The organism is Aquamicrobium sp. (genome assembly GCF_023954335.1).
Classification (GTDB): Bacteria; Pseudomonadota; Alphaproteobacteria; order Rhizobiales; family Rhizobiaceae; genus Aerobium.
Window position 1 is genome coordinate 2,219,273 of the sequence record NZ_JAMLIE010000001.1, and the last position, 23,447, is coordinate 2,242,719.

23 protein-coding genes are annotated in these 23,447 nt (G+C 66.5%); 11 read left to right on the forward strand and 12 right to left on the reverse strand.

Annotated elements, in window-relative coordinates:
• Positions 1 to 36: 36 nt before the first annotated feature.
• A complete protein-coding gene (locus M9945_RS10990) occupies positions 37 to 1,041 on the reverse strand; it encodes an SIP domain-containing protein (protein WP_367944520.1) in 1,005 nt (334 codons plus the stop codon).
• 247 nt (positions 1,042 to 1,288) lie between these two features.
• On the opposite strand from M9945_RS10990, the gene M9945_RS10995 reads away from it, so the two are divergent.
• Positions 1,289 to 2,920: an MFS transporter gene (locus M9945_RS10995; protein ID WP_367944521.1), complete on the forward strand. Its 1,632-nt coding sequence runs from the start codon at positions 1,289 to 1,291 to the stop codon at positions 2,918 to 2,920.
• Positions 2,921 to 2,966: 46 nt separating this feature from the next.
• Here the strand turns inward: M9945_RS10995 and M9945_RS11000 are convergent, their stop codons facing one another.
• The 9 genes from M9945_RS11000 to M9945_RS11040 all read right to left on the reverse strand — a co-directional run bounded on the left by M9945_RS11000 (position 2,967) and on the right by M9945_RS11040 (position 12,226).
• Positions 2,967 to 4,025, reverse strand: a complete 1,059-nt coding sequence (locus M9945_RS11000; RefSeq protein ID WP_367944522.1) for an ABC transporter ATP-binding protein — start codon at positions 4,023 to 4,025, stop codon at positions 2,967 to 2,969.
• The gene (locus tag M9945_RS11005; protein ID WP_367930432.1) at positions 4,025 to 4,858 is read right to left on the reverse strand and encodes an ABC transporter permease; all 834 of its coding nucleotides are present in this window, start codon (positions 4,856 to 4,858) and stop codon (positions 4,025 to 4,027) included. Before M9945_RS11005 ends, M9945_RS11000 begins: the two co-directional genes overlap by 1 nt.
• On the reverse strand, positions 4,855 to 5,553 hold the full coding sequence (locus M9945_RS11010; protein WP_367944523.1) for a GntR family transcriptional regulator: 699 nt from the start codon (positions 5,551 to 5,553) through the stop codon (positions 4,855 to 4,857). Before M9945_RS11010 ends, M9945_RS11005 begins: the two co-directional genes overlap by 4 nt.
• Positions 5,554 to 5,620: 67 nt before the next feature.
• Positions 5,621 to 6,628 (reverse strand): ornithine cyclodeaminase family protein, encoded by a 1,008-nt coding sequence (locus tag M9945_RS11015; protein ID WP_367930434.1) that lies wholly within the window; start codon positions 6,626 to 6,628, stop codon positions 5,621 to 5,623.
• An 84-nt stretch (positions 6,629 to 6,712) separates the two neighbouring features.
• Positions 6,713 to 8,161 carry an NAD-dependent succinate-semialdehyde dehydrogenase gene (locus tag M9945_RS11020; RefSeq protein ID WP_367944524.1) on the reverse strand — a complete coding sequence of 483 codons (1,449 nt, stop codon included), beginning with the start codon at positions 8,159 to 8,161 and terminating at the stop codon, positions 6,713 to 6,715.
• A gap of 29 nt (positions 8,162 to 8,190) precedes the next feature.
• Entirely contained in the window at positions 8,191 to 9,087 is an 897-nt protein-coding gene (locus M9945_RS11025) for an ABC transporter permease (protein WP_367944525.1), read from the reverse strand.
• Positions 9,084 to 10,172, reverse strand: a complete 1,089-nt coding sequence (locus tag M9945_RS11030) for an extracellular solute-binding protein (RefSeq protein ID WP_367944526.1) — start codon at positions 10,170 to 10,172, stop codon at positions 9,084 to 9,086. The genes M9945_RS11025 and M9945_RS11030 overlap by 4 nt, the downstream gene beginning before the upstream one ends.
• Positions 10,117 to 11,091 carry an acetamidase/formamidase family protein gene (locus tag M9945_RS11035; RefSeq protein ID WP_367944527.1) on the reverse strand — a complete coding sequence of 325 codons (975 nt, stop codon included), beginning with the start codon at positions 11,089 to 11,091 and terminating at the stop codon, positions 10,117 to 10,119. The genes M9945_RS11030 and M9945_RS11035 overlap by 56 nt, the downstream gene beginning before the upstream one ends.
• A 97-nt stretch (positions 11,092 to 11,188) precedes the next feature.
• Positions 11,189 to 12,226: a PotD/PotF family extracellular solute-binding protein gene (locus M9945_RS11040; RefSeq protein WP_367944528.1), complete on the reverse strand. Its 1,038-nt coding sequence runs from the start codon at positions 12,224 to 12,226 to the stop codon at positions 11,189 to 11,191.
• 496 nt (positions 12,227 to 12,722) lie between these two features.
• Here M9945_RS11040 and M9945_RS11045 point away from each other — a divergent pair, with 496 nt between their 5' ends.
• From M9945_RS11045 to M9945_RS11090, 10 genes are all read left to right on the forward strand, one after another.
• Complete coding sequence (locus M9945_RS11045; RefSeq protein WP_367944529.1) at positions 12,723 to 13,397, forward strand: aspartate/glutamate racemase family protein; 675 nt, start codon at positions 12,723 to 12,725, stop codon at positions 13,395 to 13,397.
• A complete protein-coding gene (locus M9945_RS11050) occupies positions 13,397 to 14,188 on the forward strand; it encodes an IclR family transcriptional regulator (RefSeq protein WP_367944530.1) in 792 nt (263 codons plus the stop codon). Before M9945_RS11045 ends, M9945_RS11050 begins: the two co-directional genes overlap by 1 nt.
• Positions 14,175 to 15,128, forward strand: coding sequence for an acetamidase/formamidase family protein (locus M9945_RS11055; RefSeq protein ID WP_367944531.1), 954 nt, complete (start codon positions 14,175 to 14,177; stop codon positions 15,126 to 15,128). The genes M9945_RS11050 and M9945_RS11055 overlap by 14 nt, the downstream gene beginning before the upstream one ends.
• A 25-nt stretch (positions 15,129 to 15,153) precedes the next feature.
• Positions 15,154 to 16,866, forward strand: a complete 1,713-nt coding sequence (locus M9945_RS11060; RefSeq protein WP_367944532.1) for a M28 family peptidase — start codon at positions 15,154 to 15,156, stop codon at positions 16,864 to 16,866.
• A gap of 34 nt (positions 16,867 to 16,900) precedes the next feature.
• Positions 16,901 to 17,752, forward strand: coding sequence for a transporter substrate-binding domain-containing protein (locus M9945_RS11065; RefSeq protein ID WP_367930444.1), 852 nt, complete (start codon positions 16,901 to 16,903; stop codon positions 17,750 to 17,752).
• A 37-nt stretch (positions 17,753 to 17,789) separates the two neighbouring features.
• Positions 17,790 to 18,533 carry an amino acid ABC transporter ATP-binding protein gene (locus M9945_RS11070; protein ID WP_367930445.1) on the forward strand — a complete coding sequence of 248 codons (744 nt, stop codon included), beginning with the start codon at positions 17,790 to 17,792 and terminating at the stop codon, positions 18,531 to 18,533.
• 17 nt (positions 18,534 to 18,550) lie between these two features.
• A complete protein-coding gene (locus M9945_RS11075) occupies positions 18,551 to 19,222 on the forward strand; it encodes an amino acid ABC transporter permease (protein ID WP_367930446.1) in 672 nt (223 codons plus the stop codon).
• A gap of 14 nt (positions 19,223 to 19,236) precedes the next feature.
• The gene (locus tag M9945_RS11080) at positions 19,237 to 19,908 is read left to right on the forward strand and encodes an amino acid ABC transporter permease (protein WP_367944533.1); all 672 of its coding nucleotides are present in this window, start codon (positions 19,237 to 19,239) and stop codon (positions 19,906 to 19,908) included.
• Between the two features lie 65 nt (positions 19,909 to 19,973).
• A complete protein-coding gene (locus M9945_RS11085; RefSeq protein WP_367944534.1) occupies positions 19,974 to 20,936 on the forward strand; it encodes a 2-hydroxyacid dehydrogenase in 963 nt (320 codons plus the stop codon).
• Positions 20,933 to 21,586 carry a flavin reductase family protein gene (locus M9945_RS11090; RefSeq protein WP_367944535.1) on the forward strand — a complete coding sequence of 218 codons (654 nt, stop codon included), beginning with the start codon at positions 20,933 to 20,935 and terminating at the stop codon, positions 21,584 to 21,586. The genes M9945_RS11085 and M9945_RS11090 overlap by 4 nt, the downstream gene beginning before the upstream one ends.
• A 12-nt stretch (positions 21,587 to 21,598) precedes the next feature.
• Here the strand turns inward: M9945_RS11090 and M9945_RS11095 are convergent, their stop codons facing one another.
• Positions 21,599 to 22,324: a GntR family transcriptional regulator gene (locus M9945_RS11095; protein WP_367944536.1), complete on the reverse strand. Its 726-nt coding sequence runs from the start codon at positions 22,322 to 22,324 to the stop codon at positions 21,599 to 21,601.
• 144 nt (positions 22,325 to 22,468) lie between these two features.
• Positions 22,469 to 23,446 (reverse strand): ornithine cyclodeaminase family protein, encoded by a 978-nt coding sequence (locus M9945_RS11100; protein ID WP_367944537.1) that lies wholly within the window; start codon positions 23,444 to 23,446, stop codon positions 22,469 to 22,471.
• Between the last annotated feature and the right edge of the window lies 1 nt (position 23,447).

The following is a 23,447-nucleotide window of genomic DNA, read 5'->3' on the forward strand; positions in this document are numbered from 1 at the left end:
CGGGCCTAATCAACCCGCGATTTGCCGCCCTCGCGGCTATCGCGTCCAGTAGACGGCCGCGCGCATCTCGGTCTTCGCGAGGCCGCGCTCGCCCATCAGCCGGCGCGCCGCCGCGGTTTCGGCGCGCTCGCCGGCGAACCAGACGAACCGGTCGGCCGACGGCATCTCCAGCGCCGCGAGCGCCTCGACGAGGCCGGCGTCCCTCCCGCGCACCAGCCAGCGGACGGACACGGCCTCCGGGCGCTTCATCTCCTGGATGTCGCCGGGGTCTCCGATCATGATCGTGGCGATGCCGGCACCCTCCTCGGGCATCGCCTCGAGGATGCGGGCGATGGCCGGCAGCGCGGTCTCGTCGCCGAACAGCGCCATCCAGCCGGCCCTGGGATACCACTCGCCGCCCGGCCCGATGATCGCGATTTGCGCGCCGGGTTGCAGGGTCTCGCACCATGTCGTCACCCGCCCGCCGGGATGGGCGAAGACATCGAACTCGAGCGTTCCCGCCCCGGCGTCGATGGTGCGCACGGTGTAGACCGGCCGGTGCCAGGCGCCCATGCCGCCCGGCCATTCCGTGCGGCCGGCCTCGTTCATCACCGGCCATTCGCCCGCATGCTCGGCCGGCGCAAAGAGCAGGCGGAAATGCAGCCCCTCGCGGGCGAAACGCTCGACCGACGGCCCCGACAGGCGCACGCGATAGTAGGACGGCGTCAGGCGCCGGCACGAGACGACGGCCATGAACGTCATGTTGGGCGGGTTCGCCCCGGTCTCGGCGAACGACCAGCGCCGGTCCGGGCAGAGCGCGGCCTCGTCGAGTGGCCGGTCGATCGCTTCCTGAAGCGAGTGAAGCCGGGCGCGGTCGCTCGCGCTCAGCGTTAGGCGTACGCCGCCGGCCTCGCGCGCCGCCACGACCTCGCCCCACGGCAGGGTCAGCTTCAGCCCGTCCTCGCGCTCCTCGACGGGCAGGGCGCGGAGCGCCGCGCCCGCCTTCAGCAGCATGAACGCGCTTTCGGGAGCGAGGGTCAGCAGGGTGGTCGTCTGGAGCAAGTTCGGTGTTTCCTCGGCCGATGCATCGCGCCTAGATAGCCGCGTCGCGTCGCGATCCCAAGCGTTTTGTCACGGACGCGGAGGCGGAGCGGTCCCGATGGCGACCGCCCGCGCAATCCCCGAGGGAAAGCGGCGCTTTCGGCCAGAAATCGGTTTTGTGCCGTGGTTTTTCCCCGCTATGCTGGGTTTCCCGGACCCTGCTTCGCGCAGATGCGTCGGGTCCGGCCGCAACAGGACAGTCAGCAAATTGCCGCAACGAAACTCCACGCTCGCGCCCTTCCAGCACATGAATTTCCGGGTGCTGTGGACGGCGACGCTGGCGTCCAATCTCGGCGGCCTCGTCCAGGCCGTCGGGGCGGGCTGGATGATGACGACGCTGACCAGCTCCCACGTCATGGTCGCGCTGGTGCAGGCGGCGACGGCGCTGCCCCTGATGCTGTTCTCTCTGGCCGCCGGCGCGCTCGCCGACAATTTCGACCGCCGCGCCGTGATGCTGATCGCGCAGGGCCTGATGATGGCGGCGTCGGCCACGCTCGCCGCCCTTGCGCTGCTCGACATGCTGACGCCGTGGACGCTGCTGGCGATCACCTTCCTGACCGGCTGCGGCACCGCGCTCCACAACCCGTCGTGGCAGGCCTCGATGGGCGACCTCGTGCCGCGCGAGGTGCTGCCGGAAGCGGTGACGCTGAACAGCATGGGCTTCAACATGATGCGCAGCGTCGGCCCCGCGATCGGCGGCACCATTGTCACGGTGGCCGGCGCCAGCACCGCCTTCATCGTCAACGCCGTCAGCTACATACCGCTGATCGCGGCGCTGGCGATCTGGAAGCCCGCGCCGCGCCAGACCGCGCTGCCGCGCGAGCATTTCTTCAGCGCCATGTCGGCCGGGCTGCGCTACGTGGCGATGTCGCCCAACCTTCTCACGGTCATCCTCCGCTCGTTCCTGTTCGGCTTCGCCGCGATCGCGCCGCTGGCGCTGATGCCGGTGATCGCAACCAGCCTGCCGGGCAGCAGCGCGCTCGTCTACGGGACGCTGCTGGGCGCCTTCGGCATCGGCGCCATCCTTGGCGGCATGGCGAACACCCGCGTGCGCGAGCGGTTGAGCAACGAGGTCATCGTCCGCGCGGCCTGCGTGGGCTTCGCCGCTGCCATCGTCGGGATCGCGCTCAGCCCGAGCGTCGTTCTCAGCCACCTCCTGCTGCTGCCGGCGGGCATGTGCTGGGTGCTGGCGCTGTCGCTGTTCAACGTCACCGTGCAGCTCTCGACGCCGCGCTGGGTCGTCGGCCGGGCGTTGTCGCTCTACCACACGATGACCTTCGGCGGCATGGCCATCGGCGCGTGGGTGTGGGGCGTGCTGGCCGACCGGTTCGGCCCGCCTTCGTCTCTGGCCATTGCCGGCGGCGCGCTCATTCTAACCGCGCTTGTCGGCCTTCGCCTGAAAGTCCCCGAATTCGGCTCGCTCAACCTGACGCCGCTCGCGCAGTTCCGCGAGCCGCGGCTGCGGCTCGGGCTCAAGGCGCGTAGCGGCCCGATCATGATCATGGTCGACTACGTCATCGCCCAGGAAGACATCCCGGCCTTCCTCGCCGCGATGAGCGAAAGGCGGCGGATCCGCATACGCGACGGCGCCAAGCAGTGGGTGCTGCTGCGCGACCTCGAGGACCCGACGATCTGGTCCGAGAGCTACCACGTCCCGACCTGGGTCGAATATATCCGCCACAACCAGCGCCGCACCCATGCCGACGCCGAGGTGACGCGCCGGCTGACGGAGCTTCACAAGGGGCCGGGCGGTCCGCGCGTCCACCGCATGATCGAGCGGCAGACCGTGCCGCTCGAGGACGACCTGCCGCTGAAGGACTATACCGACATCGCCCCGTAGGGCCGGCGTATTCCGTTCGGAGAGGAATTGGATAGGCGTCGCCCCGTCAGGCGCCGGAGACGAGGATGCCGTTTTCCGGCCGCCACGAGAACGGCAGCGTGTCGCCGATCTTCGGCACGCGCGTCGCCCCGTCTTGGTTCTGGTGGTGGACGGTGATCGCCTGGTCCATGCCGTCGACCTGGAGGACGACCTCGGTGGTCGCGCCGAGATAGGTCGCCGAGGTGACCTTGCCGACGAGGCTGTTCGCGCCGTCGCCGGCGGAAAGGGCGATCTGCTCGGCCCGCAGGCACAGCTTCTGCTCCGACCCGACCGCGAAGGGCCTTGTGTCGCAGGCGACCTCGAAGCCGCGTCCGCTGAAGCGGCCTTCGCCGGCGACCTTTCCCGACAGAAGTTTGGCGTGCCCGAGGAAGCTGGCGACGAAGGTGTTTACCGGGCGCGCGTAAAGCTCCTGCGCCGAGCCGCTCTGGACGATCCGGCCCCGGTCCATGACCACCAGCCGGTCGGCCAGCGCCAGCGCCTCGTTCTGGTCGTGGGTGACGAACACCGTCGTCAGCCCCAGCTCCTGCTGGAGTGCGCGGATTTCCTGGCCGACGCTGTAGCGCAGCTTGGCGTCGAGGTTCGACAGCGGCTCGTCGAGCAGGAACGCGTCCGGCTGGACGACGAGGGCGCGGGCGATGGCGACGCGCTGCTGCTGCCCGCCCGAAAGCTGCTTGGGATAGCGCTCGCCCATCGCGTCGAGCCGCACGAGGCGCAGCACCTCGGCCACCCGCCGCTCGATCTCCGGCTTGCCGACGTCGCGCATCTCGAGCCCGAAGGCGATGTTGCCGAACACGGTCATGTGCGGGAACAGCGCGTAGGACTGGAACACCATGCCGGTGTTGCGCTTGTAGGGCGGGTTTTCCGAGATGTCCTTGCCGCCGAGCAGGATGCGGCCGCTGCGGGTCGGGATGAAGCCGGCGATCATGCGCAGCAGCGTCGTCTTCCCGCAGCCGCTCGGGCCGAGCAGCGCGATCAGCTCGGACGACTCGACGTCGAGCGAGATCGAATCCAGCGCCTGAAAATCGCCGAACCAGTGGGAGACGTTGTCGACTTTCAAGTGTTGCATCAGACGATCCTGCTCAGTTTGACGAACCTGTCGGTGATGACGAGCAATCCGGCGATGACCAGGATCTGCACGGTGCTGATCGCCGCGATCGTCGGGTCCATATTGAACTCGAGATACTGCATGATGGCGATCGGCAGGGTGGTCTGCCCGGGGCCGACGAGGAACAGCGACAGTTCGAGATTCTCGAACGAGATGATGAAGCTGAAGAGCGCGGCGGCGATGACGCCGGAGCGCATCTGCGGCAGCGTCACGCGATAGAACACCACCCAGGGATTGGCGCCGAGATTGGCCGCCGCCTCCTCGATCGAGCGGTCGCCGCCGATCAGGTTGGCGCTGATCAGCCGCACGCACCAGGGCAGCGTCAGGAGAAGGTGGGCGCAGACGAGCGAGGGGATGCCGCCCGAGACGTCGATGCCCAGCCGGTCGGAAACGCCGATGAAGAACATGTAGAGCGCGGTTCCGAGCACGATGTTCGGCACCATCAGCGGCGAGAGCAGCAGGGTGTTCATCGTCCCGCGACCGGGAAAGCTGCCCCTGACGAGAACGAGGCTGGCGGCGGCGCCGAGAATGACGCCGAGCGTGGCGGTTATCGCCGCGACCTGGAGGCTGACGACGAAGCCGTTGATAAAGGAGGGATAGCGGATGGCCGCGTCGAACCATTTCAGCGTGTAGCCACGCGGCGGAAAGCTGATGAACACGCTGTCGATGAACGCCGACCAGACGATCATCACCACCGGCGTCAGCAGCAGGAACGCGACGATGACGATCGAGGCGCCGACGAGAACGTTGGCGGGGGAGGGCAGGCGCAGCGACGATTGGCGGTTGCGGCTCATTTCACCATCTTCCCGAGGGAAACCTGTTCGCTCCCGGCTGAGCCGGTGCGCGCCTCGATCGACCAGTCACGGGAGCGCTTGATCTGCATCTCGAGCGTGGCCAGCGCCGTCTCGAGGTCGCGGTCGCGGATGGCGTTGGCGATGACCAGATGCTCGGCGCCGGCGTCGGCGAAACGTTGCTTGCGCGAGCTCGGCAGCCGCACGACGAGGAGGAAATCGACGATCGCCCGGTAGAAGGTGGTGACCCATGTGTTCGCCGCCTTCTCGATGAAGAAGGCGTGGAATTCCCGGTCGCGCATGAACATCACCTGCGGCGCGGCGGCGACGCAGGTCTTTTCCGCCAGCGCGACGAAATGGTCGCGGTCCGCGTCGGTGAAGTTGGCGTCGGCCTCCTTCAACGCCAGGGTCTCCAGCACCAGCCGCACGTCGTAGCACTGCACGATCTCGGCGATGGACGGGCAGATCACCCGCGCGCCGCGCCGGCCCTCATATTCGATGAGGCTGTCGCCCTTCAGCAGGCGCAGGGCCTCGCGCACGGGCGTCGCGCTGACCCCGAGCTCCTTGGAGACGGCGAGCTCGCCTATCCGCTGGCCCTGCTTGAGCTGGCCGGTCAGGATGCGTTCACGCAGAACGGCATAGACCTTCTGCGAGAGCGTATCGCGCCCGATTATGTCCCCTGCGGCGGCTTTCGTCACTCTGGTTCACTTTCCTCGAAGTGCCCGGCATCCTGACGATGCCGGGCATGCTGTTGAAAGACCTAATTCACGGCTTGAGGCGCGAGGGGTCAAGACCGTTTCCGAGCTGCCGGGCGGCCTGCTCGATGGGCAGCTTGATGCCGACGTTCTGCTCCAGCGCGAGCTCGAGCACGCGCTGTCCCGCCGCCACGTCCCAGACGCCGATGCCGTGCGACTTGAAGACCGTGATGTCCTTGTCGGACTGGCGCCCGGGAATGGTCCCGGCCAGCACGTCGCTGATCTCCTTGATGTCGTCCCACGAGATCACGCCCGCCGCGGTGGCTTCGATGTACTCGCCGGCTTCCAGATGCGCCTGGTTCCAGTCGTCGACGGTCAGCAGCGCTGCGCGCTCCAGCGTCCGGTCGTCGACCTCGCGGCTGGTCGGCTTCATCGCCCCGACGAGGTTGACGTGCGCGCCTTCCTTGAGCCAGTCGCCCTTGAGGATCGGCGTCTTCGATGAGGTGATGGTGACGACGACGTCGGCATCGGCGACCGCCTCCTGCGCGCTGGCGGCCGGGACGACCTCGACGCCGAGCTTCTTCGACTGCTCGTCGGCGAACTTGCGCACATTCTCCGGCGTGCGGCTCCAGGCGTAGACCCTGTCGAGCTTGCGGGCGTGGCAGATCGCCTCGATCTGGGCGCCGGCCTGATAGCCGGTGCCGAGCACCGCGCCGATCCGCGCATCCTTGCGCGCGAGATGCTTGGTGGCGACGCCGCTCGCGCCGGCGGTGCGGATGAGGCCGATATGCTCGGCCTCGATGATGGCGTCGAGGCTGCCCTGGCTGCCGTCGAACAGCATCACCCAGAAGCGCACGCCGCCCGGCGCGGTGGTGTAGGTCTTGAAGCCGACCCTGTTGATGGCCGGAACCGACGCCTGCAGCACCGACAGGCCGACCTTCTCAGTCTTGACGATGCGGCGCGGCGTGTTGACCGTGGACTTCCTGCCCTGGTCGATCATCGCCTTTTCCAGCATGTCGACATGGTTGGGAACGGTGAGCAGGCTTTCCACGTCGTGCTCGTTGAGGAATATGGTCATCTTTGTCTCCTTTCCATATTCTATAGAATAATGAACGCAAAACTCAAGGCCCTGTCCCCCTTTCGAGGGGAGGATGGGGAGGGGTCAGAGGGTGACGGCGACGTATTGGGGTTCGAGGAATTCCATCAGGCCGTGATGGCCGCCCTCGCGGCCCAGCCCGCTTTGCTTCATCCCGCCGAACGGGGCCGCGACATCGGAAACCAGGCCGCGGTTGAGACCGACCATGCCGCTCTCGATGGCCGCGGCGACGCGCAGGCCCTTTTGCAGGTCGCGTGTGTAGACATAGGACACCAGCCCGAACTCGGTCCGGTTGGCGAGGGCGATCGCTTCTTCCTCGGTCCTGAACGTGACCAGCGGCGCGACCGGGCCGAAAATCTCGTGGTCGAGGATGGCGGCGTCCGGCGGCACCGAGGCGAGCACGGTGGGCGGATAGAAATAGCCGACGCCGTCGAGCGGCTCGCCGCCGGTGAGCACGCGCGCGCCGCGCGCAGTCGTGTCGGCGACCAGCTCGCCGACCTTGTCCCGGCTCGCGGCGTTGATGAGCGGCCCGAGCTCGGTCGCGGGGTCGTAGCCCGGCCCGACGGCGAGGGCCGCCATCCGCGCCGCGAGGCCCTCGGCGAAGGCCGCGCCGATCCCTTCCTGGACGTAGAAGCGGTTCGCCGCCGTGCAGGCTTCGCCGCCATTGCGCATCTTGGCGACCATCGCGCCCTCCAGCGCCGCATCGAGGTCGGCGTCGTCGAAGACGATGAAGGGCGCGTTGCCGCCGAGCTCCATCGAGCAGCTGATCACCTGATCCGCCGCCTCCTTGAGCAGCAGCCGGCCGACTTCGGTCGAGCCGGTGAAGGAGAGCTTGCGCACGGCGGGATGATGCAGCATCGCGCTGACGACTGCGCCGGAACGGGAGGTCGTGACCACGTTGACGACGCCGTCGGGCACGCCGGCTTCCGCCAGTATGCCGGCGACGGCATAGGCGGTCAGCGGCGTCTCGGTCGCCGGCTTGAGGACGCAGGTGCAGCCGGCGGCGAGCGCCGGCCCGATCTTCCGCGTCGCCATCGCCGCCGGAAAGTTCCACGGCGTGACGAGGACCGAAACGCCGATCGGCCGGTGCTGGACGATGATGTGGTTGTTGCCCGAGGGCGAGCGGCCGATCTCGCCGCCGATGCGCACCGCTTCCTCCGCGTACCAGCGGAAGAACTCGGCCGCGTAGGCGACCTCGCCGCGTGCGTCGGCAAGCGCCTTGCCGTTCTCGCGGCTGATGAGGACGGCGAGCGCCTCGGCGCGCTCGCTCATCAGCGTGAAGGCGCGCAGGAGGATCTGCGACCGCTCGCGCGGGGAGCGCGCGGCCCAGCCGGCCGCGGCCGCCACCGCCGCCTCGACCGCCGCGATGCCGTCGGCGACGGTGGCGTCCGCGACGCTGGCGATGACCTCCTCGGTCGAGGGGTCGGCGACGGGAATCCGGGCCTCCTGCGAGGCGCCGCGCCATTTGCCGGCGATGAACAGATCCGTCCTGAGGTCCGTTTGAGTGACCATCATGCAAGTCCTTGAAGGGAATGGTTTTATCGTCAGCGCAACACCTGCGCCTGCCTGGAGAGTAGGTAGGTCGACGCCAACGTGGCGATCAGCGTGACGAGGATCAGGATGAAGGCGAGGGCCGAGCCGAATGGCCAGTTCGACGCCACGGAAATCTGGCTGTAGAGGATCGGCGACATCATCTTGAACGACGACCCGCCGAGCAGCACCGGCGTCGCATAGGCGTTCATGCCGAGCATGAAGACCAGCACGCAGCCGGCGGCTACGCCGGGCATCGACAGGGGCAGCACGATGCGCCGGAACGAGGTGGAAGGGTTGGCGCCGAGGTTCTGGGCCGCGCTGATGAGGTTGGGATCGATGTTCTCCAGCACGCCCTGCAGGGTCAGGATCATGAAGGGCAGCATGACGCCGAGCAGCCCCATGAACACGGCAAGCGGCGTGAACAGCAGCTCCAGCGGCTCGCTGATGATGCCGGTCTGGAGCAGCACGTAATTCATGATGCCGCCGCGCCCGAGAAAGGCCATCCACCCCGCCGCGCGCACCACGTTGCCGATCAGCAGCGGGAAGAGGATGATGATGAGCATCAGGCTCTTGAAGCGCGACTGGGTGCGGGCGAGGAAATAGGCGACCGGATAGCCGAGGATCAGCGACGAGACCGTGCACAGGACTGACAGGCCGAGCGTCGTCAGCAGCACTTCCTGAAAGTACGGCTCGACCAGGAAACGCACATAGTTCTCGAAGGTGAACGCCTCCGTCATCAGCTCCGTCGGCGTGAACCGGTTGAAGCTGTACCTCAGCAGCGTCAGAAGCGGCAGGATCTGGAAGCAGATGATGACGAGGAGGGCCGGCCCCAGCGCCAGGCTGGCGCCGAGGGTCGGGCCGTTCCAGCGCCTGACGGCGGGCGGATAGGAACCCGTCAACGTGTTCATCCCTTGAACTTCTGGTTCCACCAGTCCAGCACCTCGCTGTCGTGGTCGGCCGCGTATTCGAGGTCCAGCTTGAGGAATTCTGCGCGCTCCTTCTCTGAGAAACCGACGGCCGCCTCGAGATCGGCCGGAATCCCGGAGTTCTTGATAACCGGAGACTGTCCGATCGCCCGCGCCAGCGCGAGCTGCGGCTCCTGCTCCAGCATGATGTCGAGGAAGTGGGCGGCGTTTTCCGGTGCGCCGCTGTTGCGGACGATGCCCATGTCGAAAGAAGCGGGGAAGGCGCCTTCGCTCGGCATGGCATAGGCGAGAGGCAGGCCGGCCTGCGACCATTGAACCGCGCGTCCTTTCCACTGGATCCCGGCAATGATCTCCTCGCTTGCGAAGGCGTTGCCGACGGCCTCGTTGGAGGGATAGGTGCGCACGCCATTCTCTTTCAGTGCCATGAGGGCCTCATAGCCCGAGGCGTAGTCGGTGATGCCGCTTCCGAACACGGCGGAAGCGATCGGGACGACCTGGTTGAACGTCAGGTCAGAGAACCCGATCTTGCCGGCATATTCCTTCTTCCAGAGATCCTTCCACGACGTCATCGAGGAAATATGGTTCTTGTTGTAGACGAGGACGAGCGCGCTGAAGTTCGTCGGCACGCTGTAGCCTGTCCTGAACTGATCGATGATCGTGTCGTATTTCGAGACGTTGTGCGCGCCGATCTCGGCAAGGTAGCCTTGCCGCTGCATTTGGAACAGGTCCGCGTCGGTAAGGTGCACGATATCGAGGCTGTGCACCGGGCGCGCCGCCTCGGCCATCAGCTTGGTCTTGCGAGCCGAAGGCGTGCCGGTCTCGAAAAGCGGCGCCGCGCCGTAACGGCTTTGGAACATTGCTCCGGCGGATTCGCGGATGGTGCGCTCGTTGTCGCCGCCCCATGTCGCGACGACAAGCGGGCGAGCGGCATGCGCCCTTCCCATCGCACCCAGTGCGGCAACACCGGCGCCAGCGCCGAGCGCCATGATCTGTCGGCGATTGAGCTTCCAGTTAGACGGCATCTTTCTTCCTCCTGATGATCTTCGTGTCATCGCCGGTTCGGACATACCGCTTCGCGAGCATGAAATGTGCGCCTTTCAGGCTGCTTACCGCTTGCGTGATGCGTATGTCTCCGGCGAGGCTGCACAGCGTATAGGCGTCGCCGCGGGGCATGCCGGTCCGTGCTGCCACAAGGTTCACCATCTCCCGCAGGGCGATGGTCATCGCCCTGTCGGTGTCGGGATCGAACCCCATCGTGATGAGGTGTTCCGGTGTCTCGGCCATGGGCCATTCGAGCGACATGTCCTTGCGGGCATGGAACTCGAACTTCCCCGTCAGGCCGGTTTCGATGGCGGTCCCCGTGACCTCGCCGTCGCCCTGCGCGGCGTGGCCGTCGCCCACCGAGAAATTCCCGCCGTCGACGAAGGCCGGCAAGTATAGGGTGGATCCGGCCACCAGCTCCTTGTTGTCCATGTTGCCGCCGTTGTTTCGCGGCGGCAGCGTCGAGATCCTTCCCCATGCAGGCGGCGGCGCAACGGCCATCAGCCCGAAGAAGGGCCGGACCGGCAGTTCGGCGCCGCAGGCCAGCCTTGCGACCATCGCCTCCCTGTCGAGCGGAATATGCGCAACGGCCGGCTGTTCGAATTCGCCGCGGAGCAGGCCGGACGAAGGTCCGTAGGCATGCCATCCCCAATCCTGGGAAAGCTGAATGTCGACGATGCGCACCTCAAGCACGTTGCCTGCCTTCAGACCCCTGACCGCCACCGGCCCGGTGCAGATATGTCCCGGCATCGCGGCCCGGCATTCCCGGTGAATCGTGGTCAGCGCGTCGGGAACGACGAAGGGCGCCGCGGGCATCCTTTCAGGACCGCCATTGACGGCCGACATGACCACGGTCTCGCCGCTATCGATGACCAGGCACGGTTCTTGCGATGCGTCGAAGAAGCCCCAGTGAATGGTTTCTGGAGTGGCATTGAGATGATGCATGGCACTCAATTCGGGCTGAACGGACAGTCGGTGCGCCGCAGGATGGCGGGCACGGCCGGCATGGAAGGCTTGCCGGCCGTGCCGTCGCTGCCGACGCCTATGACTTGAACTTCTGGTTCCACCAGTCCAGCGCTTCGGCGGCGTGGTTGGCCGCGTATTCGTGGTCGAGCTTGATAAAATTCTGGCGCTGCTCGGCGGTGAACGCAACCTTCTCCTGAAGCTCGGGGGGCAGGGCGGCGTCGTGGACGACGGGTGCCTGGCCGATCGCCTCCGCGAGCGCGAGCTGCGATTCCGGCCTCAGCATGAAGTCGAGGAACGCGCCGGCCTCCTCGATGTTGCCGCTGTTCTTGGTGATCGCCATCTCGAAGGAGGTCGGATAGCCGCCTTCCACCGGCACGGCGTAGTCGAGCGGCAGCCCGGCCTCGGCCCATTGTACGGCGCGTCCCTTCCACTGGATTGCGGCGACGATCTCCTCGCTGGCGAAGGCGTTGCCGCAGGCCTCGTTCGAGGGGTAGATGCGCACACCCAGTTCCTTCAGCGCCAGCAGCGCCTCGTAGCCGGGGGCATAGTCGCTCGTTCCGCTGCCGAAGGTCGCCGACGCGATCTGGATGATCTTGTCGTAGGACAGGTCGGTCATGCCGATGCGGCCCTTGTATTCGTCCTTCCACAGATCCTTCCACGACGTCATCGAGGAGACGTGGTTGCGGTTGTAGACGAGGACGAGGGCGCTGAAATTCGTCGGCACGCTGTAGGGCGTGCGCAGCTCCTCGAGGATCCGGTCATATCCCGGAACGACCTGCTCATTGATGTCGAGCAGGAAGCCCTGCCGCTGCATCTGGTACATGTCGGAATCGGTCAGGTGGACGACGTCGATGCTGTTGCGGGGCCGGCCGGCTTCCGCCAGCAGCTTGGTCTTGCGCGCCGAGGGCGTGCCGGTGTCGAAGATGACCGACGTGCCGCGCTCCTGGCCCATGGCCGCGCCGGCGGACTCGCGAATGGCCCGCTCGTTGTCGCCGCCCCAGGTCGTGACCACGATCTGGCCGGCGGCCCGCGCGGGCATTCCCGTCAGCATGACGGCGCCCGCGGCGGCGCCCATGCCGAGGACCGACCGACGGCTGAAATGCGATCTGAACATCCCTTCTTCTCCTCATGATGATCGCGCAGCGTCCCCTTCGCCGGATGCGCCATCTCTGTTTCTGATTTCTATAGAATGCAGAATTTGGAGATAGCTGTCAACACGGCGCCGAAGCGAATTCCGGGGGAGATCCACCGCTATGCGGCCTCGTTCGTTTTCGGGCGCGTACCGGCCCTTCCATGCGCTTGCCCGGCCATGTGCGTGCCGTCCGGGCGGCCCTTGGCGAAGGAGGCCGATCCCGACGCGGGATCGGCCGTGGTCTTGCTCCGGAGAGAAGGTGCCGCGGGTCGAAGCGGGTGATGCGGGCCGCCGGCACCCTGGCGGCCGAAGAGTGGCGGCGGTTTCGGGAGCGAGGCGCCGTCGCATGTCTCCGCGCACCGCGTGATCGGCATGCTCAGCATCTCCGCCGCAACAGCCCGCAGCACTGAACTGGTTGACAGAAGCCATTTATCATTAGATAATAATTATATTATCACTGAGTGAGAAATTATCCCGCATGGCTTCGATATGCATCATCAATCCGACGTCGACCGTTCATCTCGACCATGGGATCGACGAGGCCGTGCGGCCTTTGAAGGTCGCGGGCGGCCCCGACTTCCGGGTGGTTCATATCGAGCACGCCCGCCCCGCGGTGCAGTCGCAGTCGGACAGCGACCTCGCGGGGACGCAGGTCATCGATCTCGTGGCAAAGCTTGATCGCGAGGGCGGCATCGACGCCTTCGTGATCGCCTGCTTCAGCGACCCGGGGCTCCATGCCGCGCGGGAAGAGACGCGCGCGGCGGTTTTCGGGATCGGGGAGAGCGGCATGCTGACCGCGATGACGCTCGGCCAGAAGATCGGCGTGATCTCGATCCTGCCGAACTCGATACCGCGCCACTGGCGCATGTTCGGCGCGATGGGCATCGAGCCCCGGATCGGCTGCGACGTGTCGGTCGGCATCGGCGTCGTCGAGCTGGAGACCACGCCCGATGCGATGGACCGCATGGTCGAGAAGGGCCTGTGGCTCAAGGATCAGGCGCAGTGCGACGTGATCGTGCTGGGCTGCGCCGGCATGGCGCCGTTCGAGGCGGAACTGACCCGCCGCATCGGCATCCCGGTCATCGACCCCGTCCGCGCGGCAGCCGCCCACGCGCTCGGGCGCGTGCTGCTCAAGACGGGAGCCGTCCGTTGATGAAGACGACCGTCGGACGGACCCTGGCTATCCTCGAATGCGTGTCGCGCTCGGATGGCATCACGCCGGCCGAAATGGCCAAGGCCGTCGGCCTACCCGCCAGCACGATCTACCGCTATCTGGCAATCCTGGTCGAGCAGGGCTTCGCCCGCAAGGACGGCAACCGGTTCATGCCGGGGCACCGGCTGCATTCCATGCAGAACGGCGAGCCCGGCTACCAGGAATTCGTCTCGCTGATCCATGACGACCTCGAGGCGCTGACCTTCGAGGGCGGGGCGACGGTTTTCCTGTGCGTGCGCGAAGGCGCCTATTCGCACGCGATCAAGGTGATCGAGCCGGCGCAGCGCCTGAAGCTCACCATGCAGGCGGGAGAGAGGCTGCCTCTCTATGCGTCGGCCTCGTCCAAGATCCTCCTGGCGTTCGCCGACGAGAATTTCCAGCGCGCCTATCTCAAGACGACGGAGCTCAAGCCGCTGGCAAGCGGGACGATCAGGGACCCCGAGGAGCTCAGGAAAGGCCTTCAGGAAATCCGGAGCCGCGGCTACGCGATCAGCATGTCTGAAGTCGACGAAATGGCGGCCGCGGTCGCGTTCCCGATCGTCGACAGGAACGGCTCGACGGTGATGTCGCTGGCCGTCTCGGGCATCGAGCAGCGCTTCGTAGGCCAGTCCGGGGAAGAGCTCGTCGCGCTGGTCGGGAAATACGCGTCGATCATCTCGGAGAAGCTCGCCCACTACCAGAACCTCGGAGCCGGGACGCTGGGCGAGGGAGGCCGCGATGCAGACGATTAGCCGCGAGCGCGCCGATTGCTACGCGCTGGACCACCGGCTGCCGCCCTTGCTGAGCGTGCGCGAGGGAGAGCGGTTCGCGGCCGAGACGCAGGACACGGCCGCCGGCCGGCTGGTTTCCGCCAGCCAGCACCCGTCCGAAAGGGGCGGGCAGGACGTCCGGCCGCCGAAGTCGAATCCGTTGGCCGGCCCGATCCATGTCGAGGGCATCCGCAAGGGCGACCTGATTCGGATTTCAATCCACCGGGTCGACATCAGCCTCCGCCAGAGCATCACCTTCACCTCCCGGAGAGGCCCCTTGAAGGATTCCGCGCGCTGGGGCGCGGCGGACGAGCCCGGGGTGCATGTCCTGCGCCACGAGCTTGGCCCGAGCGGGACGATGGCCGACGGCCGGGTGCATTTCAACGAGCGGGTCAGCTGGGCGGCGGCCCCCTTCATCGGCACGCTCGCGGTCGCGCCCGAGCGCGAGGTCCATTCCAGCCTGCTGGGGCAGGGGGCGTTCGGCGGCAACATCGATTGCCGGGACATCCGCGCCGGCTCGCATGTCTATCTGACGGCGCAGGTCGACGGGGCGCTGCTGTTCGTCGGCGACCTGCACGCGTCGCAGGGCGACATGGAGTTCACCGGCGTCGCCGCCGAAACCGAAGGCACGGTGGAGCTGTCGGTCGAGAAGGTCGGCACGAGATTTCTCGCCGCGCCGCGCATCGAGACCGATGACGCGCTCATCGCGCTTCACCTCTCGCGGCCGCTCGACCACGCGCTGAACGGCGCGGCGCTGTCGATGATCGAGTGGCTGGTCGAGGACCACGGCATGACGGCCCGGGATGCCTATCTGCAGCTCTCGGTCAATCCGCTGGTCCGCGCGAATGTCTACCAGATGCTCCCGCAAATGACGCTGGACTACGTCGCGGGCATCCAGTTTCCGAAATCCTGCATTGGCTGAGCCGATTTATTTTCAGGGGTGTTACATGAATGAAATAGAGAAGAAGATCGTCGGCCAGTTCGATGTCGCGAAGGCCTGGTCGCATGTCCAGCACCTCGTCGAGAAGCTGCCCGGCCGCTATACCGGGTCGGATCAGGAGCGCCAGTCGGCCGAGTTCATCGCCGCAAGGCTGCGGGAGATCGGCGTCGAGCCGCAGATCCAGCCGGTCGACTCGTGGCTCGGCGTTCCCGACGGGGCGACGATGCGCATCGAGGCGCCCGAGCCGATCGACATCCCCTGCGCGCCCGATACCGGCCGTGGCCAGCTGATCAGCGGCGAATTCATCGTCATCGAGACGCCGGAGGAGGCGCGGCAGCTTGCCGGCAAGCTCACTGGCAAGATCGTCGTCATCCCCTATTCCTACTCCTACCCGATCACCCCCGAGGAAGCGCGCAAGCAGGGCGCGGCCGGCATGATCTACGGCAATTGGGGGCCGTCCGACGTCGACATCCTGCGCGTCACCGCGCCCCAGACCTGGACCTATTGGGGACTGCCCGATCCCGACGCCTTCCGCATCGGCGAGCAGGAGGCGATCCCGCAGGCGCATATCGGCCGCCAGAGCTACGAGCGGGTGCGGGATCTCTGCCGCAAGGGCAAGGTGACCGGCAGCTTCAGCGCCAACATCAGGTCGTTCTGGGGCAAGTCGCATCAGGTGATCGCCGATGTCGGGCCGGACCATCTCGGCGACGATGCCGACTTCATGATCATGGCCGCCCATCACGACTCGTGGAACCCCGGCGCGTCGGACGACGGCGGCGGCGTCGCGGTGCTGCTGGAGGCGGCCCGCGTCCTTCATGGCGCGCGGCAGTCGCTCAGGCGCAAGGTGCGGTTCATGTTCGTGTCGGGCCACGAGAACGGCGCCTATGCGACGTCGACCTGGTATCTCGACAACCACTGGCAGGCGCTGCGCGAGCACGCCATCTGCTTCTCGTTCACCGACAATCCCGGCTTCGCCAACGCGCCCGAGTTCAAGATCGAGGCGAACGAGGAGCTGATGGATTTCGCGCTGGCCTGCGCCCGCGACGTCGTCGGGGACGAGCCGAAGATCAACGTCCACCGCGCCAACAAGACCGCCGACCGCGGCTTCTTCGGCATCGGCGTGCCCGGCATCTACACGCGCGGCGCGTTCACGCAGGCGCAGGCCGACGCCTGGGGCGGGGCGTTCCTCGGCTACTGGAACCACTCGAACCACGACACGCTGGACAAGATCGATCCGGTGAATCTCGAGCGGAACGCCAGGATCCGGCTGCTCGAGGCGGTGCGCCTGTGCAGCGCCGAAATCCTGCCCTACGACTTCCGGCGCACGGTCGCAGGGATGCGCGAGCGTCTGGAGGGATGGCAGGCGGACGGTCGCTACGACGTTTCGGGCACGCTTGCGCTGGCCCGGAAGTTCGCGGAGCATCTCGACGCCTTCTACGGCCCCGCCGGCACGCGTGATGCCGCCCGGACGAACGAAACGCTCAAGGCGCTGGCGCGCGAGCTGTCCTGGATCAACTACACCTACAAGGGCCGCTACGGCCAGGACATCTTCGGCGTCGACCTGAAGAAGCCGCTCCCGATCATGAACTCGATCGACGAACTCGCGCACCACGCCGCGGGGTCGCCGATGGACCTGATGCTGCGGGCGCGCATACGGCGCGATCAGAACAAGGTGGAGGACGCGCTCCGCGCCTCGATCGCGCTCGTCACATCAAGCTGAACGCAATCCATAACATCAAGAAAGGGGAATAAGCATGGGCAGATATCTCACAATCCTTGGCGTCGTCGTCGGCCTCGCGGCCATCGCGGCGCCCTATCACACCGCATCCGCACAGGACGCCGGGCCGCTCCGGGCGGCGGCCGATCCGACGTTCCCGCCCTTCGCGTTCCGGACTCCCGCGGGAGTGGTCGAGGGCTACGTTGTGGACGTGGGCGCCGCTGTCGCCGCGAAGATGAAGCGCGAGTTCGAGTTCGTGCCGCAGGAATGGTCGGGAATCTTCTCCGGCCTCTACGCCGGTCATTTCGACGTCATCATCGCCCCGGTGACGATCACCGCCGAGCGCGCGTCGAGCATGGCCTTCACCGAGGGCTATCTCGAGACGTCCCTCGGCTTCCTGACCAAGTCCGATGCGGAGATGCCGAACCTCGAAGCCCTGAAGGGCAAGACCCTCGCCGTCAACAACGGGTCGGTGTCCGACAACTGGGCCAAGGACAACGCCGAGAAGTACGGCTTCGAGATCCAGCGCTACCTGAACGTCCCCGACACCGCCCAGTCGGTGCAGTCCGGGCGCGCCTTCGCGGCGCTCGCCGAGACCGGCAGCATGGCCTATCTCGCGACGCGCCAGCCGACGCTCAAGGTCTCGCAGACCATCGCTCTCGGCGGTGCGTTCGCTTTCGCCATCAAGCCGGAGAACGTCGAGCTGCGCAACGAGATCGACATGGCGCTCGAATGCCTCAAGCAGGACGGCACGATGGCGTCGATCTACGAGAAGTGGTTCGGCTTCGCGCCTCCGCAGGATTCGCCCGCGGTGAACATCGTCGCCGGCTACGGTCCTGAAGGTTTCGACAATTACGACGCGACCCCGCACGAACTCGCCTGCGAATGAGGCCGGGGTTGCGCCAACCGAACCACGGGGATCGCGCATGACAACTGACAGCCCCTTGATCGAGCTCGAGGGTGTGTCGAAGCGCTTCGGATCGTTCGAAGCGCTTCACAGCATCGATCTGAAAGTCTTCAAGGGGGAGTCCGTCGTTCTGATCGGCTCCTCCGGATCGGGAAAAAGCACGCTCCTGCGCTGCATGAATCTGCTCGAGGTGCCCGAGCGCGGCAGCGTGCGGTTTTCCGGCCTCGAGCTGACAAACAACCGCAAGCGCCTGCGCGAGATTCGCGGAAGGCTTGGAATGGTGTTCCAGTCGTTCAACCTCTATCCGCACATGACCGCGTTCGGCAACGTGTCGCTGGCGCTTCGCCGCGTGAGGAAGATGCCGCGCGAGCTGGCAAGGGAGGCCGCCATCGAGGCGCTGTCCACCGTCGGCCTGCGCGACAAGATCGACAGCTATCCGGCGCAGCTTTCGGGCGGCCAGAAGCAGCGCGTCGGCATCGCGCGGGCCATCGCGATGAATCCCGACGCGGTGCTTTTCGACGAGCCGACGTCGGCCCTCGATCCCGAACTCGTCAACGAGGTCCTCGACGTCATGGTCAAGCTGCGGGAGACCGGCATGACGATGGTCACCGTCACCCACGAGATGCGCTTCGCGCGTCGCATCGCTGACCGCATCGTCGTGATGGCGTCCGGCCGGATCATCGAGGAGGGCCCGGCGGAGAAGATATTCGAAAACCCCGAGCACGAGCGGACACGTCAGCTCATCAGATCGCACGAGCACTAGCGGAGGGCGCGGGTGAGATGGAAGACATCCTTCGCTACTTTCTGAACGTGGACGTCGCCCTCGCGACCTTGCCGGCGCTGCTGCAGGGTTTCTGGGTGACGATCAGGATGGCGGTCGGCGCCGTCCTTCTGGGAATACCGGCAGGGCTGGTGATCGCCATCCTGCGCGCCTACCGGATCCCTGTCCTCGACCAGCTGCTGGTCCTGTTCATGGATTTCTTCCGCGCCGTGCCGTCGCTGGTGGTGCTGGTGATCATCTATTTCGGGCTGCCCTATGTCGGCGTGTCGCTGTCTGGCGAAAGCGCGACCGTGATCGGCCTCGGTCTCGTCCTTTCGGCCTATGCGGCGGAAATATTCTGGGCGGGGATCAAGACCATTCCGCTCGGGCAATGGGAAGCCGGCCTCTCCAGCGGCCTGCACTTCTCCGAGGTCCTCGCCATCATCGTCCTGCCGAGGGCGGTGCGGCTGGGAATTCCGGTGCTGACGAACAGGACCATCGCCGTCGCCAAGGGAACCGCCTACGGCGCGATCATCTCGGCCGAGGAGATACTCAGCGTGTCGCTGAGCGCCCAGCAGACCTACGCGAACCCGACGCCGCTGATCGTCGGCGCGGTTCTCTATCTCGCGGTCTTCGTCCCTCTCGTCCAGCTGAGCCGCTGGATCGAGCGGACCTACACGATCCGCATGTGAAGGACGGTCCGGCCATGGACGGCTTTGTTGCCACATTCTTCAACATCGACATAGCGCTGGAGATCCTTCCCGCTCTCGGAAGGGGACTCCTGAACACGATCTACCTCGCGCTCATCGTCTTTCCCTGCAGCTTCGTCGCCGGGCTCGGGCTGAGCATCATGGGCATGTCGCGGTCGTGGATCGTCCGGGCGATGTCGGTGACCTATATCGATTTCTTCCGCTCGTTTCCGCCGGTGGTGCTCCTCATCGTCATCTTCTACGGCCTGCCTTTCTTCGGCTGGCGGATCGATCCGCTCCTTGCCGCGTCGCTCGCGCTGATCCTCAACGCGGCGAGCTACTACGCCGAGGTCCAGCGCACCGGCATCGAAAGCGTGGACCGCGGCCAGTGGGAGGCCGCGCACTCCACCGGCCTCAACCCCTCGGAGACCTATCTGTGGGTGGTGCTGCCGCAGGCTCTGCGCAACGTCGTCTCGCCGCTGATCGGAAACACCATCGAGCTGGTGAAGCTGACGGCGATCGCCTCGGTAGTCTCCTATTCGGAGCTGCTCAAGGTGGCGAAGGAGATGCAGAGCCTCATGTTCAGCCCGACGCCGCTCGTTGCCGCCGCTCTCATCTACTTCCTGATGCTGTGGCCGTTCGTGAGATGGCTGTCCCGCTTCGAACGCGGGTTCATGGAACGCGACTGATCTTGCGCCGACCTCGAAGACGGGGCGACGGCGAGGATGTCCGAACGAATCGAGGTGCCCGGCAAATGGTTCTGAAGATCGCCATGCTGCAGACGCTGTCGCCCGAGTTGCGGGACCGCGTCCTGCCGCTCGTTCCCGAAGGGTTCGTGCTCGACGTCACGCGCTCCACCGATCTGCCGGATCTCCTGGAGGTGATCGGCGACGCCGACTACGCCGTCGCCTTCGGCATGTCCGTGCCCGAGGAGGCGCTGAGAGCGGCGAAGCGGCTGCGCCTGCTCCATCGCTGGGGCGTCGGCGTCGACGGCGTTCCGCTCGATACGTGCGGGGAGCTCGGCGTCGTCGTCGCCAAATGCACCGGCAGCAACGCCCGGCCGGTCGCCGAGTTCGCGGTCGGCGCCATGCTCGCCTGCTCGCGGTCGCTGATCGTGGCCGATCGGTCGACGAAGGAAGGGCAATGGCTGAAGAAGCAGGTTTGGATGCGGAACACCATGCTCGCCGGCAGGACCGTCGGGCTCGTCGGCTTCGGCGCTATCGCGCGAAAGGTCGCCCAGCTTCTAAGCGGCTTCGGCTGCGATGTCCTCTACACCAAGCGCACCCGACTGCCCGAGGATGAGGAAGCTGCGCTCGGGGTCCGGTTCGCTGCCATGGATGCCATCCTCGAGGCCGACATCGTTTCTCTTCACTGCCCCTTGAACGACAGGACGCGCAACATGATCGGCGCCGCCGAGCTCGACCGGATGAAGCCGCACGCGATCCTCGTCAACACCGCGCGCGGCGGGCTGGTCGACGAGGACGCTTTGGCCACGGCGCTGCGGACGGGGAAGATACGCGCGGCGGCCATCGACGTGTTCGAGCGCGAGCCGGTCGATGCGGACAACCCGCTGCTCGGGCTCGACAACGTGATCCTGTCGCCGCACATCGCGGCGAACGCGTTCGACAACATCGACAACGAAATCCGCCACTGGATGACGAATATCCAGAAGCACAGCAACGGCGAGGCGATAGACCCTCAGGATATCGTCGGGTGAGCGTCGTGCATTTCGATTTCACGACCCTTCCGGCCCGGGATCGCTACAAGCTGCTGGTCAGCGTCGTGGTGCCCCGGCCGATCGCTCTCGTGACCACCGTCGACGCGCAGGGACGGGCGAATGCCGCGCCGTTCAGCTTCTTCAACGTCGTCTCCGACGATCCGCCGCTGCTGGTTCTCGGCATCGGCGGGCGGGAGCCGCGGCGTGACGGCCACAAGGACACCGTCCGCAACATCGGCGAGACCGGCGAATTCGTCGTCAACCTCGTCGATGAGCCGCTGATGGAGCAGATGAACATCTGTGCCATCGATTTCCCGCCTGACGTCGACGAGCTGGCAGCCGCCGGGCTGACGCCGGTCGCTTCGTCGCGCGTGCGGCCGCCGGGGCTGGCGCAATCCCCCGTGCGGCTGGAATGCCGGGAGTATATGAGCATCCCGCTGGGAACCGAATGGCGCACGCTGATGATCGGCGAAGTCCTCGCCATGAGCGTGCGCGGCGGCATCGTCTCGCCGGATACGCTGCATGTCGATCCGGACGCATTCAGCCCCGTGGGCCGGCTCCACGGAGGCGGATGGTATCTGCGCCTGACCGACCGCATGCGCATGGACCGCATGACCGGCCTCGATGGCGACGCAAGCTCGCGCGCATAGGGCAGGGGTGGGCTATTGCGGCTGAGAAGGGCGGTGGCGCCCTTCCTTGCGGCCCGCCCAGATTCCCCGCGTGTGATTGATATGCTTGCCCATCAGGGTGACCGCGAGGTCCGCATCGCGCTTGATCAGGGCGTCGAGGATGTTGTGGTGCTCCCGCATCGTCTCGGTGAGCGCCCCTTCGCGTAGCAGTGCGGCGATGCCGTAGAGCCGCGTCTGGTCGCGCAGGTTCTCCACCAGCCTGACCAGCCTCCTGTTGCCGGTCAGCTCCATCAGGCGGATATGGAACGCCTGGTCGATGCGCAGGAACTCCGTCACGTCGTGCTCCGACGCCACCTGCATCCGCTCGAGGATCGGCCGCAGCGACAAAAGCTCCGCATCCGTGGCGTTCCTCACCACCATGGCCATGGCCGGAACCTCCAGCATCTTGCGAAGGTCGCGGATCTCGTCGAGGTCCTCGTCCGAGATCGACAGCACGCGAAAGCCGCGGTTGCGGATGATCTCGATCAGGCCCGAATGCTCGATGTCGAGGATGGCCTCCCTGACCGGCGTGATGGAGACGCCCATGTGCTTCGCGATCGCCGCGGCGGAATAGACCTGACCGACCCCGAGCTCGCCCGAGACGATGTTGGCCCTGAGCATCGCCACGATCTGGCTTCTCAGATCGGTTCGCCGAAGCTGCATCGGACCGGCGTCGCCGCCGAACCCTCGCGCACCCGGCGCGTCGTCGTCGTAAGTCAAGAGCGTGGTTTTCTCCGGCAATGAGTCTCTCATATATGTTCCGATCTGCGTTTCATTGCCAGAATAGCATGTAAAGATCGCGGCCGGAAAAGAAAGCTGCCGGTCTAACAATCACGCAGCGGCATAAAGCTTTGCAGCGGCCGTTCAAACCGCCCCGCGATAGTTCGAGGTCCGCCACCTTCTGTATATTTCCGCGGCGATCGCCAGATCCTCGAAGGCGATGCCGACGGATTTGAAGATCGTCACGTCGTCGTCGTTCCGGCGGAACGCCGCGTTCCCGACCGCCTCGCGCAGGTCGGTCTCCAGCGCGTCGGCGGTGATGTGCCCCGCCTCGATCGCCTGAACGATGTCGCCCGCCTCCTGCAGGGCCGAACGCCGCTCCTCGACCAGCAGCCGGCCGCGGGCGACCAGCGGCCCGTCCAGCTCGCGCATCCTCGCATTGAAGGCGCCGACTGCGTTGATGTGGCATCCCGCGCCGACATCCGTGTCGGACACGACAGGGGTAACGCTATTGGTGCAGGTGCAGATGATGTCCGCCTCGGGCAAGGCCTCGCGCCCGGCTATCCGCACGTCGTCGATGCCGCTCTGCCGCGCGAAGTCGGCCAGTTCGCCGGCCGTCGCCGGATTGCGCGCGACGATGGTGAGCCGCTCGACGGGGCGCACGGCGAGCATGCCCGTGACATGCCCGCGCGCCTGGGCGCCTGACCCGACGATGGCGAGATGCCTGGCATCGGCGCGGGCGCCGAGGTCGGTCGCCAGGGCGGACACCGCGGGCGTGCGGATATCCGTCAGCGTGTCGCCCTGCATCGCCGCCAGCGGCGACAGCGTTTCGGCATCGAACAGGACGTAGAGCGCCTGCACGGTCGAAACCCCCCGCCGGGAATTCCCGGGCGCGACGCCGACCAGCTTGACGCCGACGTGGCAGGTGTCGCTGGCCGGCATGACGAGGAAGTGGCCGGCCGGGACGGAATGCGCCGCGCGCAGGATCAGCGCCTGCGGATCGAAACGGCGATAGGCTTCCCGCAGCACCTCGACGGCCGTGCGCATCGGCAGCAGGCGCTCGATGTCCTTGCCGTCGATATAGGGAAGGCTGTCGGGAATCGCGGAGTTGGGGATCAGCACC

What these genes read in the sequence shown, in the direction of transcription:
- M9945_RS11000 (WP_367944522.1), bottom strand. Translation starts at nt 4,025, where the DNA reads ATGCAACACTTGAAAGTCGACAACGTCTCCCACTGGTTCGGCGATTTT.
- M9945_RS11005 (WP_367930432.1), bottom strand. Translation starts at nt 4,858, where the DNA reads ATGAGCCGCAACCGCCAATCGTCGCTGCGCCTGCCCTCCCCCGCCAAC.
- M9945_RS11015 (WP_367930434.1), bottom strand. Translation starts at nt 6,628, where the DNA reads ATGACCATATTCCTCAACGAGCACGACGTGGAAAGCCTGCTCACCGTT.
- M9945_RS11020 (WP_367944524.1), bottom strand. Translation starts at nt 8,161, where the DNA reads ATGATGGTCACTCAAACGGACCTCAGGACGGATCTGTTCATCGCCGGC.
- M9945_RS11025 (WP_367944525.1), bottom strand. Translation starts at nt 9,087, where the DNA reads ATGAACACGTTGACGGGTTCCTATCCGCCCGCCGTCAGGCGCTGGAAC.
- M9945_RS11030 (WP_367944526.1), bottom strand. Translation starts at nt 10,172, where the DNA reads ATGTCCGAACCGGCGATGACACGAAGATCATCAGGAGGAAGAAAGATG.
- M9945_RS11035 (WP_367944527.1), bottom strand. Translation starts at nt 11,091, where the DNA reads ATGCATCATCTCAATGCCACTCCAGAAACCATTCACTGGGGCTTCTTC.
- M9945_RS11040 (WP_367944528.1), bottom strand. Translation starts at nt 12,226, where the DNA reads ATGTTCAGATCGCATTTCAGCCGTCGGTCGGTCCTCGGCATGGGCGCC.
- M9945_RS11045 (WP_367944529.1), top strand. Translation starts at nt 12,723, where the DNA reads ATGGCTTCGATATGCATCATCAATCCGACGTCGACCGTTCATCTCGAC.
- M9945_RS11050 (WP_367944530.1), top strand. Translation starts at nt 13,397, where the DNA reads ATGAAGACGACCGTCGGACGGACCCTGGCTATCCTCGAATGCGTGTCG.
- M9945_RS11055 (WP_367944531.1), top strand. Translation starts at nt 14,175, where the DNA reads ATGCAGACGATTAGCCGCGAGCGCGCCGATTGCTACGCGCTGGACCAC.
- M9945_RS11060 (WP_367944532.1), top strand. Translation starts at nt 15,154, where the DNA reads ATGAATGAAATAGAGAAGAAGATCGTCGGCCAGTTCGATGTCGCGAAG.
- M9945_RS11065 (WP_367930444.1), top strand. Translation starts at nt 16,901, where the DNA reads ATGGGCAGATATCTCACAATCCTTGGCGTCGTCGTCGGCCTCGCGGCC.
- M9945_RS11070 (WP_367930445.1), top strand. Translation starts at nt 17,790, where the DNA reads ATGACAACTGACAGCCCCTTGATCGAGCTCGAGGGTGTGTCGAAGCGC.
- M9945_RS11075 (WP_367930446.1), top strand. Translation starts at nt 18,551, where the DNA reads ATGGAAGACATCCTTCGCTACTTTCTGAACGTGGACGTCGCCCTCGCG.
- M9945_RS11080 (WP_367944533.1), top strand. Translation starts at nt 19,237, where the DNA reads ATGGACGGCTTTGTTGCCACATTCTTCAACATCGACATAGCGCTGGAG.
- M9945_RS11085 (WP_367944534.1), top strand. Translation starts at nt 19,974, where the DNA reads ATGGTTCTGAAGATCGCCATGCTGCAGACGCTGTCGCCCGAGTTGCGG.